Source organism: Arthrobacter sp. NPDC055138 (genome assembly GCF_053607305.1).
This window is the reverse complement of record NZ_JBSGTH010000002.1, coordinates 433,520-446,134: the sequence shown is the minus strand read 5'-3', so window position 1 is coordinate 446,134 and position 12,615 is coordinate 433,520. Positions and strand designations below refer to the sequence as shown.

At 65.6% G+C, this 12,615-nt stretch carries 9 protein-coding genes, 1 tRNA gene and 1 pseudogene; 8 read left to right on the top strand and 3 right to left on the bottom strand.

Annotated elements, in window-relative coordinates; genetic code table 11:
• The first annotated feature begins 7 nt into the window (after positions 1-7).
• Entirely contained in the window at positions 8-1,492 is a 1,485-nt protein-coding gene (gene pyk / locus ACWF5H_RS07205) for a pyruvate kinase (protein WP_364650006.1), read from the top strand.
• A 155-nt stretch (positions 1,493-1,647) separates the two neighbouring features.
• On the opposite strand, the gene ACWF5H_RS07200 is transcribed toward pyk, so the two are convergent.
• Positions 1,648-2,241, bottom strand: a complete 594-nt coding sequence (locus tag ACWF5H_RS07200) for an ANTAR domain-containing response regulator (protein ID WP_364650009.1) — start codon at positions 2,239-2,241, stop codon at positions 1,648-1,650.
• A 141-nt stretch (positions 2,242-2,382) separates the two neighbouring features.
• On the opposite strand from ACWF5H_RS07200, the gene ACWF5H_RS07195 reads away from it, so the two are divergent.
• The 6 genes from ACWF5H_RS07195 (at position 2,383) to ACWF5H_RS07170 (ending at position 10,640) form a co-directional block, all read left to right on the top strand.
• Positions 2,383-2,463, top strand: a tRNA-Leu gene (locus ACWF5H_RS07195).
• Positions 2,464-2,856: 393 nt separating this feature from the next.
• On the top strand, positions 2,857-4,932 hold the full coding sequence (locus tag ACWF5H_RS07190) for a chloride channel protein (RefSeq protein ID WP_452035834.1): 2,076 nt from the start codon (positions 2,857-2,859) through the stop codon (positions 4,930-4,932).
• Between the two features lie 104 nt (positions 4,933-5,036).
• Positions 5,037-5,501: a phage tail protein gene (locus ACWF5H_RS07185; protein ID WP_452035833.1), complete on the top strand. Its 465-nt coding sequence runs from the start codon at positions 5,037-5,039 to the stop codon at positions 5,499-5,501.
• 128 nt (positions 5,502-5,629) lie between these two features.
• Positions 5,630-6,304 (top strand): acetate uptake transporter, encoded by a 675-nt coding sequence (locus ACWF5H_RS07180; RefSeq protein ID WP_452035832.1) that lies wholly within the window; start codon positions 5,630-5,632, stop codon positions 6,302-6,304.
• Positions 6,305-6,310: 6 nt separating this feature from the next.
• Positions 6,311-8,290 (top strand): acetate--CoA ligase, encoded by a 1,980-nt coding sequence (acs, locus tag ACWF5H_RS07175; protein ID WP_452035831.1) that lies wholly within the window; start codon positions 6,311-6,313, stop codon positions 8,288-8,290.
• A gap of 172 nt (positions 8,291-8,462) precedes the next feature.
• A complete protein-coding gene (locus tag ACWF5H_RS07170; protein WP_452035829.1) occupies positions 8,463-10,640 on the top strand; it encodes an elongation factor G-like protein EF-G2 in 2,178 nt (725 codons plus the stop codon).
• A gap of 17 nt (positions 10,641-10,657) precedes the next feature.
• Here ACWF5H_RS07170 and ACWF5H_RS07165 read toward each other — a convergent pair whose 3' ends face one another.
• Positions 10,658-11,110 (bottom strand): SRPBCC family protein, encoded by a 453-nt coding sequence (locus tag ACWF5H_RS07165; protein WP_452035828.1) that lies wholly within the window; start codon positions 11,108-11,110, stop codon positions 10,658-10,660.
• Positions 11,111-11,410: 300 nt separating this feature from the next.
• On the opposite strand from ACWF5H_RS07165, the gene ACWF5H_RS07160 reads away from it, so the two are divergent.
• The gene (locus ACWF5H_RS07160) at positions 11,411-11,851 is read left to right on the top strand and encodes a nuclear transport factor 2 family protein (RefSeq protein ID WP_452035827.1); all 441 of its coding nucleotides are present in this window, start codon (positions 11,411-11,413) and stop codon (positions 11,849-11,851) included.
• Between the two features lie 58 nt (positions 11,852-11,909).
• Here ACWF5H_RS07160 and ACWF5H_RS07155 read toward each other — a convergent pair.
• Positions 11,910-12,574: pseudogene (locus tag ACWF5H_RS07155) on the bottom strand (alpha/beta hydrolase family protein).
• Between the last annotated feature and the right edge of the window lie 41 nt (positions 12,575-12,615).

Below are 12,615 nucleotides of genomic sequence, written 5' to 3'. Positions count from 1 at the left end.
TAGGGATATGAGACGCGCAAAAATCGTTGCAACATTCGGCCCTGCCATCGCCAGCTATGAGTCCACCCTTGCCGTACTGAAGGCCGGGGTGGACGTGGCCCGGATGAACATGAGCCACGGCGACTACGGCGTGCATCAGCAGACTTACGACAACGTCCGCAAGGCCTCCGCCGAGCTGGGCAGGCCGGTGGGGATCTTCGCGGACCTGCAGGGTCCTAAGATCCGGCTGGGCAGGTTCGTGGACGGCCCCCACCACCTGGCGGTGGGGGACCGGTTCACCATCACCACCGAGGACGTCGAAGGAACCGCCGAAATCTGCTCGACGACGCACAAGGGCTTGCCCGGCGACGTCAAGGTGGGGGACTCCCTGCTGATCGACGACGGCAAAGTGGCGCTGAAGGCGATTGAAGTGGACGACGTCAAGGTGGTCACCGAGGTGACGGTGGCGGGCGTGGTGTCCAACAACAAGGGCATCAACCTGCCCGGCGTGGCAGTCAACGTCCCGGCCCTGAGCGAGAAGGACGAGGACGATCTGCGCTGGTCCCTCAAGACCGGCGTGGACATGGTGGCGCTGTCCTTCGTGCGCAACGCCGCCGACGTCCAGCGGGTCCACGAGATCATGGACGAAGAGGGCCGGCGGGTACCGGTGATCGCCAAGATCGAGAAGCCGCAAGCGGTGGATGCGATCGAGGAGATCATCGACGCGTTCGATGCCATCATGGTGGCCCGCGGTGACCTGGGTGTGGAACTGCCGCTGGAGGACGTCCCGCTGGTGCAGAAGCGTGCGATTGAACTTGCCCGCCGCTGGGCCAAGCCGGTGATTGTTGCCACCCAGGTGCTCGAATCGATGATCGACAACCCCCGGCCCACGCGGGCCGAGGCCTCGGACTGCGCCAACGCCGTCCTCGACGGGGCCGACGCTGTCATGCTCTCCGGCGAAACCAGCGTGGGCAAGTACCCGCTGGAAACGGTCCAGACGATGGCGCGGATTATCGAGTCCACCGAGCAGCACGGTCTGGACCGCGTGCCGCCGTTGGGCAGCCAGCCCAAGACCCGCGGCGGTGCCATCACCCGGGCGGCCGTGCAGATTGCCGACCAGTTGGATGCCAAGTACATCTGTACCTTCACCCAGTCAGGCGACTCCGCGCGGCGGCTGAGCCGGTTGCGTCCGGGCCGGCCGGTGTATGCCTTCACACCGCTGCAGTCCACGCTGAACGTGCTCTCGCTGACGTGGGGGATCCAGCCGCTCGTGGTCGAATTCGTGGAGCACACCGACCAGATGACCGCCCAAGTGGATCGGATCCTCTACGAACGGGGTTTGGTGGAGATCGACGACCTGGTGGTCATCGCCGCCGGTTCGCCCCCCGGCAAGGCCGGTTCCACCAACTCGCTCAAGGTCCATCGGGTGGGAGACCTGGCCGACGCCGGCGAAGTTCTCAACGGTCACTCGCACCCGCGCCCCGAAAAGGTCGGACCCTGGCCGGTCTCCTAGCCACAACATAGAAGAACGGGCTCCGGAAAATTTCCGGAGCCCGTTCTTGTCGGTGGTCGACCAAAGCCGCTCGCGGCCGCGTGGAGACCCGGCCCCCGGTGGTCGACCAAAGCCGCTCGCGGCTGCGTGGAGACCCGGCCGCCCAGATTACCCGGCTAGTTCACCTGGTTGATGATCGTCTCGGCCACTTCCCGCATGCTTAGGCGGCGGTCCATCGACGTCTTCTGGATCCACCGGAACGCCTCCGGTTCGGTCAGGCCCATCTTGGTGATCAGCAGGCTCTTGGCGCGCTCCACCAGTTTGCGCGTCTCGAACTGCTCCTGCAGGTCGGACACCTCGGATTCCAGCGCCGTGATTTCGTCGTGGCGGGACAGCGCGATCTCGATGGCGGGAATCAGGTCCGCCGGTGAAAAGGGCTTCACCACGTACGCCATGGCACCCGCATCGCGGGCACGCTCCACCAGTTCCTTCTGGCTGAAGGCGGTCAGCAGCACCACCGGGGCAATACGCGCCTTCACGATCTGCTCCGCGGCCGTAATCCCGTCCATCACCGGCATCTTCACATCCATCAGGACCAGGTCCGGCTTCAGCTCCTGGGCCAGTTCGACAGCCTTCTCGCCATTGTCGGCTTCAGCCACGACGTCGTAGCCCTCACCGCGGAGGATCTCGACGATATCCAAGCGGATCAGGGTTTCGTCCTCCGCAACGACGACGCGGCGAGCGGGGGCAGACTCGGTTTGTTCAGGCACTGGCGCTCCTAGACTGTTTCGTTGCCATTCACCATGGCGTCGGTTCCGTGAAATAGCCTATCTGCATGTAGAGTAGATTCGCGCACCAAGCAGCATGACGGTTTTCACAGTGTGGACGATCGACTTTTGCGACTGGTGCATGCCCGAGTGGCGGAACGGCAGACGCACCGCACTCAAAATGCGGCGGGGAAACTCGTGTGGGTTCGAATCCCACCTCGGGCACGTATCTTCCCCTTAAGGCTTGTGGGCCTCTGGGTTTCATTGAGTAGTTTCTGGGTCCCCATGGGGGCCCATTTTTGTTGACGGCCACTGCTGTAGCCGCCCGGCCTCCTTGGCTATCTGGTCGGTGCGCACCTTCGTGACCAGTGTCCGCCCGCCCTTCCAGAGTTCCGCCGGAGCCTCTTGGTTCGATTTCACCCGTATCGGGTGAAGGCACCACCCATTTGGCGGCGCTAGCGTGGCGCACAGGCAACTGAACAGCCTCTATCGCGTGTGAGACCTGACCAGCGGCTCCTCGTCCAACGGACGGCAAGCCGAAGGAGAAGCGATGCTTAACTGTTTCCCTAGGCACCCCGAAACCGTTTCCTGGCTTCAAGGTGCCCCGGCAGGTCGGACATGAGCGAGCCTGCCGCGTCGCCGCCGACCAATCTGGATCCGCTGCAAGTGATCCGGTCCCGGAGGTATATCGCTGCGCTTGTGCTGGCAGCGATCTTGGGCGTTCCCATCTCGGCCATTGCCTACGGATTTCTCGCTTTGGTCACGGCGCTCCAGCAGTACGTCTTCGTCGAACTGCCGAGTCAAGTCATTGGGGGTCCCGCGCCCGCGTGGTGGCCGGTGCCATGGCTGGTGCTGTGTGGGCTGATGACGGCCTTGACCATCCGCTACCTGCCGGGAACCGGCGGCCATTCGCCCGCTTTTGGATTCGCGACGGGAGGCGGTCCGCCCAGCGGCCGGGAGCTGGTGGGCATCATTCTCGCGGCGCTGACCACCCTCAGTCTCGGTGCGGTGCTGGGGCCGGAGGCTCCGCTGATCGCGATCGGTGGCGGCCTCGGGGCGCTGGCCGTGCACCTTGTGAAAAAGGACGCCCCGCCGATGGCACAGACCGTCATGGCGTCTGCCGGCAGCTTCGCCGCGATCAGTACCCTGCTCGGCTCTCCCGTACTCGGGGCAGTCCTGATCATGGAGGCAGCCGGGATCGGGGGATTGACGCTGAGCCTGATGGCGCTGCCCGGGCTGCTCGCTTCAGGCGTCGGTGCGCTGGTGTTCGTAGGTCTGGACAGCTGGACCGGGTTGGGTAGCTTCTCGCTGGCGCTGCCCGTGGTGCCGCCCGCGGTGCCGCCGACGGTGGCGTCATTGGGCTGGGCGGTGGTCATGGGCGCGGTCGGCGCACTGTTGGGCTGGTTGGTCCGCTGGGTCGCGCTGAACCTTCGTCGTGTGGTGCATCTGAACCGGGTGTTGGTGACGTCTTTGCTTGGTTTGCTGATCGGGCTCACCGCGATGGCGTACCAGCTGATCTCCGGACACAGCTTCACGCAGGTGCTGTTCTCGGGCCAGGATGCACTTCCTGAGCTGGTTGAACATGCCACGGACTACTCGCTTGGGGTGCTGGTCCTGCTGATCGTTTGTAAAAGTTTGGCCTACGGACTCTCGCTGAGCGCATTTCGTGGCGGGCCGGTGTTCCCCTCAATGTTCATCGGCGCGGCGCTAGGCCTTGCTGCCGCCGGCTTGCCCGGAATGGATCCCGCGGCAGGGATAGGCATGGGCATGGGAGCCATGTGCGCAGCCATGCTGCGGTTGCCCTTGACATCGACCCTGCTGGCCACGCTCTTGCTGGGCCCGGACGGTGTGGCCGTGACACCCCAAGTGGTGGTGGCTGTGGCGGTGGCTTTCGTGATCACCCATGTGCTCCCGATTCCAGCCGCGGGGACGCCCGCGGCGGCTGACGATGCCGGCACCGTCCACGGCCGGGCTACCTCCAGGGGCGGGCGGAGATCTGGGGTCCCGAGCGCGGACCATGCGGCCGGACGGGAGCGGTGGACAGCCTGGTTGTTCATCATTGGTTCGAGCCTGTTCGCCTTGGGAGCGGTGCCGTTCTACGCCGACGCCGTGGGATTGCGCGCGGGCGCCGTCACCTTCTTCCTCGGATCGCTGTTCTTCACCTCGGCGGCGTTCCTGCAGTACCGCGAAGCCGTTGACGCGCTCCCAGGAGTAGGGGCCGCACAGAGCCATTCGTTGTGGGTGTGGGCGCCGCGGAATCTCGTCTGGCTCGCTGCCGCTGTCCAGCTTGCCGGTACGCTGTGGTTCAACTGGAGTACGGCCAACGCGGTCAACGACAACCTCAGTGCCGCGCTGATCGATCAGCGGGTCTGGCGACCCGACGCGCTGGGTTCAATTGCCTTCCTGATTTCCAGCGCTGTGGCGTTGCGGGATGCCGGTCGAGGCGCCATCGCAAACCGGCCCAAGCCTCGGGAGTGGAAGATCGGCGTGATGAACCTGATCGGCTCAATTGCGTTCGGCATCTCGGCCGTCGCGGCCTTCGTCATACCGTCGAGCGGCGATGTTTGGAACGCCCAGCTGTCCAATCTCGGCACTCTCGCGGGCGCCCTGTGCTTCCTCATCGGCGCGATGATGATGCTGGTTCCAGCATCTACCGACGACTCGGTACCCGAGCGCCGGGGAACACCACCGTAAGCGTGCATGGACGCCATGTCTTGCTGGTCCACGGTCTGGGCCGTTGTACCGTGGATCAACCGCAGGACGCTCGGTGGTCCACAAACATCTCATCAGGGGGAGCCATGCCGTACGTAGTCGACTTCAAGAACGTTTCTACTGCGGGCCTGGAGTCGTCGCCGGTCGCCGAGGCCCTGGCAGGACTACGCGCCAACGAGGCACGCTACTACAGCAATAAGTACGACCACGTCTTCACCGTCATCCCTGCAAGCGAGGCTCCGGAGGTGATCGACCGGGTCAGTCGGATCCTCAAGGAGGAGCGCGACATTGTCATCGGCTCCCGCGCCCTCGAAGCTACCGGCTTCGAAGTCGACGGTCTGCGGATGGACTACGTGTTCTACGAGTCGGGGCTGTCCATCAACGTCATGTACAGCATCGAGGCAGGCGGGAAGCGAGCCGTCGGATTCAAGCTAGCCGAAGGCATGGAGGTTACAGAGGAGCTGGCATCGCGCTTCAAGTTTGCGCGGCAGAAATCCAAACTGGCAGGCGTCATCCGCGGCTCCTTCTTCGTGATCAAGGGCGAATACTGATCAGCTAATGGTGATGATCATCACATTTGGATGTGAGGCGCACCACAAACATGTCGCACACTGGGCTTGCATGTTTAGGTGTAGCCTGATATAAGCACCAGTGCTGGTGCTGACCAAGGAGTCGGACCATGAGTATCGAATCAAGCTCCGCGGCGGGAACCGTCCCGACTGGAAGTGGTCGCAGGGCTGAAAATCCCGTACCAGCGCAAGGCAATGTTGGGGCACCACCGGCGAGCGCCGGCCCACTTTTTGCCGATCCGGCCGCTCTCGGCCTGGGCGCTTTCGCAATGACCACGTTCGTCCTGAGTGTTATCAACGCCGGCATGATCCCCAAGGCCGACGAACCGGTAGTGCTGGGACTGGCACTGTTTTACGGCGGTATGGCGCAGTTTGCCGCGGGAATCTGGGAGTTCGCCAACCGCAACGTCTTCGGCGCAACAGCCTTTTGCTCCTACGGAGCCTTCTGGCTGTCCTTCTGGTACTTGAGCCAGTTCAGCGCAGGCAGCCTTCCGCCGGCGGAGGCCGGCAAAGCCGTCGGCCTGTACCTCCTGGCGTGGGCCATCTTTACCGCCTACATGACCATGTCCGCGTGGCGGGTCAGTATGGGCGTCTTCGCCGTTTTTGTCTTCCTGACCCTGACTTTCATCGCACTGTTCCTTGGCGCCTTCTCCGGGGCGGCCGGGCTGACGGCGCTGGGCGGCTGGCTGGGCATCCTGACGGCGCTCATCGCTTGGTACTGCTCCTGCGCGGTGGTCGCGAACTCCACCTTCAAACGGACCGTGCTTCCGGTGGGACGACGGTGAGGGGCCATGGCCGCAGATCCAACAGAATCGGATGAGACCCTCGCAAACCTGCTGCACGAACAGCGCCGCTTTCCTCCGGACGCCGGCTTTTCCGCCCAAGCCAACGCCACGCCGTCGGACTATGACGAAGCCGACGGCGACAGGTTGGCGTTTTGGGCGCGGCAGGCAGGCCGGCTTGACTGGGCCGACCCCTGGAGCGAGGTACTGGATTGGACAAATCCGCCGTTCGCCAAATGGTTTGTCGGCGGCAAACTCAACGCCGCCTACAACTGTCTGGACCGGCATGTAGCTGCCGGCCGCGGAGACAAGGTCGCCTATTACTTTGAAGGCGAAGCGGGGGACTCACGCACCATCACCTACGCCCAGCTCACCCAGATGGTGTGCCAGGCCGCGAACACGCTGAGCGATTTGGGTGTCAGGTCCGGAGACCGGGTGGCCATCTACATGCCCATGATCCCGGAGACCGTGGTGGCGATGCTGGCCTGCGCGCGGATCGGAGCACCGCACACCGTGGTGTTCGGCGGGTTCTCCGCGGACGCCCTCCGGACCCGGATCCACGACTGTGACGCGCGCCTTGTCATCACCTGCGACGGCGCCTACCGCCGCGGAAAGGCCAACAGTTTGAAGTCCGCCGTCGACGAGGCCCTGCTGGATTGCCCGGACGTGCGCAACGTCCTGGTGGTCCGGCGCACCGGCCAAGAGGTCGACTGGACATCCGGCCGCGACATCTGGTGGCACGAATCGGTGGAGCTGGCTTCCACCGATCACGTGACCGAGGCCTTCGACGCCGAACACCCGCTGTACGTCATGTACACCTCGGGCACCACCGGCAAGCCCAAGGGCATCCTGCACACCACCGGTGGCTACCTCACGGCCTGCGCCTACACCCACTGGGCAGTGTTCGACCTCAAGGCGGAGTCGGACATCTTCTGGACGGCCGCGGACATCGGCTGGGTTACCGGGCACAGCTACATCGTGTACGGGCCGCTGGCCAACGGCGCCACGTCCGTGCTGTATGAGGGCACGCCGGACACCCCGCACCAGGGCCGCTGGTGGGAAATCATCGACAAGTACAAGGTCACGATCCTCTACTGCGCTCCGACCGCCATCCGGACGTTCATGAAGTGGGGCGCCGAGATACCGGCCCAGTACAGCCTCACCAGCCTGCGCGTGATCGGGACCGTGGGCGAACCGATCAACCCCGCCGCCTATATTTGGTACCGGGAGAACATCGGGCACAACCGGACGCCCGTGGTGGACACGTGGTGGCAGACCGAGACCGGGGCCATCATGATCAGCCCGCTCCCGGGGGTTACCGCCGGTAAACCCGGCGCCGCCATGAAGGCCCTGCCCGGGGTGGTGGCCGACGTGGTCAATGACGAGGGCACCCCGGTTGGCAACGGCTCCGGCGGCTACCTGGTCTTGAAGGAACCATGGCCGTCCATGCTGCGCACCATCTGGGGCGACAACGACAGGTACGTGGAGACGTACTGGTCGCGGTTCCCGGGGCTCTACTTTGCCGGCGACGGCGCGAAGAAGGACGAGGACGGCGATATCTGGCTTCTGGGCCGCGTGGACGACGTGATGAATGTGGCAGGGCACCGGCTGTCGACCACTGAAATCGAATCGGCGCTCGTCGCCCATCCGAAAGTCGCCGAAGCCGCGGTTGTCGGCGCCCTGGACGAGACCACCGGGCAGGCCATCGTCGCCTTCGTCATCCTGCGCAGCGAGGCGGGCGACGGCGGACCCGAGGTGGTGCAGGAGCTGCGGGAACATGTGGCCAAGGAAATCGGCAAGATCGCCCGGCCGCGGCAGATCATGGTGGTGGCCGAGCTGCCTAAAACCCGTTCCGGCAAGATCATGCGCCGGCTCCTCAAAGACGTGGCGCAGGACAGGCCGATCGGGGACGTCACCACCCTGGCGGACTCGTCCGTCATGGAGCTGATCAAGGCCGGCATGCCTGGCGGCGCCGGCGGCCTGCACTAGCCGGCGCCCGCGAAAGCCTCCGCGTTTGGCGCCAAGCACCCCCTTGTTTGCACAGCATGTTTGCACAATGATGCGGTCCAACCCTTGCCGCTGAACCCCTTCGTGGTGTCGAATCTGTTAACAGCACGCGAGTGTGCAGGGACGAGGATGCCTACGACGCCAGGAGGCGCTCATGTCGGGGAAATCCGCCAACGGCTTGGCAAAGGGATCTGGGCGGAGCACCGATCTGCGGCGGGCGGAGGGTTCTGCCGCGGCCACGGTCTCCCGGCCCGAGCACATCCGCAACGTGGTGCTGGTAGGCCATTCCGGGGCCGGCAAGACAATGCTCGCCGAGGCCATGCTCGTGGCGACGGGCGCCACCAACCGGATGGGCTCGATCCTGGAGGGCACCACAGTCAGTGATTCGGACCCGTCGGAGATCCACCAGCAGCGTTCTGTGCTGCTGTCCGTTCTCCCTTTTATGTCCGACGACGTCAAGATCAACCTCCTCGATACCCCGGGCTACTCGGACTTCACGGGCGAACTGCGGGCCGGTCTCCGCGCCGCCGACGCGGCGCTGTTCGTGGTGTCCGCCGTCGACCGCATCGATGCGGCGACCATGGCGCTGTGGGAGGAATGCTCCGCCGTCGGAATGCCGAGGGCGGTCACAATCAGCCGACTGGACCACCCGCGGGCCAACTTCGATGCGGCGCTGGCCGACTGCCGCCGTGCCTTCGGCGAGTCGGTGCAACCGCTGTACCTGCCGGTCCGGAGCGGGGCTGCGGTATCCGGGCTGCACGGGCTGCTTTCCGGCAGCGTGTCGGAGTACGCAGAAGGGGAACGCCAACCGGTCATCCGGCCCGCAGACGCGGGGGAGTTGGCCGCTGCCGAGGAGGCCCGCAGCGCGCTGATCGAAGGCATCATCGCGGAGAGCGAAGACGAGTCACTGATGGACCGCTATCTGGGCGGCGAGGAGATTGGGCTTGATGTCCTCTTGTCCGACGTGGAGACTGCCGTCGCCCGCGGTTCGTTCTACCCGGTCCTGGCCACCTCGGCGGAAACGGGGCTGGGCGTAGCGGAGTTGCTGGACATGCTCCGGCGGGCCTTCCCCTCGCCGCTGAAACGTCCCGCGCCGCAAGTGACGGGCCTGTACGGTTCGCCAAGCACCCCGCTGCGCTGTGACCCGGACGGACCGCTCGCCGGCGAAATCGTCCGGACCAGCACAGACCCATTCCTGGGTCGGGTATCCCTGGTGCGCGTGTTCTCCGGAACACTGCGGGACGATTCGGCCATCCACGTCTCCGGACATGGGCTCGCCGACCGCGGCCATGCCGACCACGACAGTGACGAGAGGGTCACGCACCTGCACGCTCCGGTCGCCGCTACCTTGCGGTCGGTGTCCTATTGCATCGCCGGCGACATCTGCGCGCTGACAAAGATCGGCGCCGCCGAGACCGGGGACACCGTGTCGGGGAGGGATCACCCGATGCTGATCCAACCGTGGGAGATGCCGGAGCCGCTGTTGCCAGTGGCAATCGAGGCTGCCACCCGGAACGATGAAGCCGCGCTGGCCAAGAGCCTGGCCAAGGTGACCGCGGGGGATCCGACGCTGCGGGTGGAGCGCAATCCGGAGACGCACCAGCTCATCCTGTGGTGCATGGGCGAATCGCACGCCGAGGTGGTGCTCGACCGGCTGCGCGGGCAGGGCGTCAACGTGCAGACGGTGGGCGTGGTCACGCCGCTGCGGGAGACGTTCGCGGCGGCGGCTCCCGGGCACGGACGCTACGTCAAACAATCCGGCGGGCACGGCCAGTTCGCCATCTGCGACATTGAGGTGGAACCGCTCCGGCAGGGGGCCGGGTTCGAATTCGTGGACAAGATCGTCGGGGGAGTGATCCCCGGCCAGTACGTCGCCGCCGTCGAAAAAGGTGTGCGCTCGCAAATGGAAAAGGGCGTCTCCGCCGGGTTCCCTGTCGTCGACATCCGGGTGACGCTGGTGGGCGGCAAGACCCACAGCGTCGATTCCTCCGACGCTGCCTTCCAATCCGCCGGCGCCCTGGCCTTGCGCGAAGCCGCCGCCGCTGCCCGCATCCAGTTGCTTGAGCCGGTCTCCGCCGTGACCATTACGGTCCCCGACGACTATGTGGGAACGGTGATGAGTGATCTGTCCGCGCGGCGCGGCAAGCTGACCGGATCGGACGCAGCGGACGGGGAGGGAACCGAAATCAGCGCCGAAGTTCCCGAACAGGAGCTGCTCCGCTACGCCGTCGAGCTTCGGGCGCTGACCGGCGGCACCGGACGTTTCCGGCGCGCCTATCTGCGCCACGACCCGGTTCCGGCAAGTGCCGCGGGCGAGAAGTCGCAACGGTAGGCCGGAGCCGGAATGGTCTACGCGCCGGCGCGGACCAGCTGGGCGAGCTTCCCGAGGGCGTCGGTCCAGCCGGCCCGATGCAGGGCGAGCCGTTCTTCGGTTGCGAATTCGCCCTGGGTGAGGGCGATCCACGTCTGGCCGGCCCGGGCGGCGAGGGAAAGTATGACGGTGGTTTCCCGGTCGTCGGGCGTGGGTTCCTCCCACCGGAAGGTGTAGACGAGGCGGCGCGGCGGATCGACCTCGAGGAACTCACCGGCGAGGTGGAACGGCTCGCCGTCGGGCGGCTGCATGGTCAGACGGTAGCTTCCGCCTGGACGTGGGTCGAGCGTGGCCTCGGGCGTGGTGAAGCCCGCGGGGCCCCACCATTTCACCAGTTCGGCCGGTTCCGTCAGCATGCGGAAGACCCGCTCGTATGGCGCTTCCAGCGCGGATTCCAACTCCAGCGTGTGACCGCTGCTGCGCTCGGTCATTGGATCCCTCCCTCAAGGGATACGCTGCGCGACGGGACCACGGCAACGCGCCCTCTGCCTGCCCAGCGTAGTCCCGGGACCTGCCCGCGACTAGGCGGCTGGTACCGGCCGCGCTCGCAGTGCGTCCAGGGAAACCACCCGGATTCGCGTCCGGCCGCTGGCCACGAGGCGCCTCATCCCCGGAGAGTGCATCCGTGCCGGCCTGATGGACGTCTCCGCGTGGCCGGTGGGAGCATGGCTGTATCAACGGCCCCACCAGCGGCGACTGCCGTGGGCCGGAAGCGGTGCTCAGGAGGAATCATGTCTTGGTCCGATCTGGAGCCGATCGTAGATCGCTACCATCACGCCTTGGATGCCTTCGTCCGGGGAGACCCGGCACTGCAGAAGGAACTGTTCTCAAGGCAGGACGACGTGACGCTCGCAAATCCGCTCGGCCCGCCTGCCCTGGGCCGTCACCAGATTGAGCAGGTCATGGAGCGGGCGGCTTCCATGCTCAGGGAGGGCGAGCCCAACCGGTTTGAGCGGGTGACCGCCTACGCCGGGACAGACGTGGCCTACATGGTGGAAATCGAGAGGACCAACGCGAAGGTCGGCGGCTCCGATGAGATGCTCCCGGTATCGCTGCGGGTCACCACGGTCTTCCGGATGGAGGACGGCGAATGGAAGGTTGCCCATCGTCAGGCGGATCCAATCACCTCCCCGCGGACCATCGACACCATCGTCGACGTCGACCAGCCTTAGCACTGACCGTGCGGTAACGGCGGTGGACCGTGCGTTGACGACGGCGGTGCCGTGAGTGTCAGCTGTGTGAGCTGAGGAATTCCGCCACGGGCGCGGCCAGGGAGGCACCGACGTCGTCCGCTGAACGTTTGAGGCCCTTCACACTGAAGGAATGGTCGCAGCCTTCCTGCCAGTCCAGGACGGCGTTTGACCCAATCCGCTCGACGACGGATTCGAGCAGTTCGCGGGTCGCGAAGGTGTCCCGGGTGCCCTGCAGGAAGAGCATCGGCAGCGTCATACCGTACAGGTGCTCATCGCGGAGCTTCTCCGGTTTCCCCGGCGGGTGCAGCGGATAGCCCAGGTAGACCAGACCGGCGGCGGGCATCCCCTCGGCTACGGCCATTGACGCCATCCGGCCGCCGAAGGATTTCCCTGCCGCCCACAGCGGCTCGCCTTCAGAACGCGCGGCAGCTACCTGCATGGCCGCGCGCCAGGCCTCGATGGCGGCCGGCGGGCGGTCGGGGAACCGCTTGCCGGCCTCCCGGTAGGGGAAGTTGAAGCGCAAAGTGGCAACGCCATCGTCGTTCAGTGCGCGGGTGAAGCCGGACAGGAACGGGTGTTCCATGCCGCGCCGGCGCCGTGGGCCACCACCAACGTGGCCACCGGGTCATCCGGCCGGGCATAGACGCCGGAGACGGTGGTCTGGCCGACGTCGATGGACACATGTGACTCGCTGACTTGCATGCTCCCATCATGCCCTCGCCAGAAGCCACGTGTGTATGTTT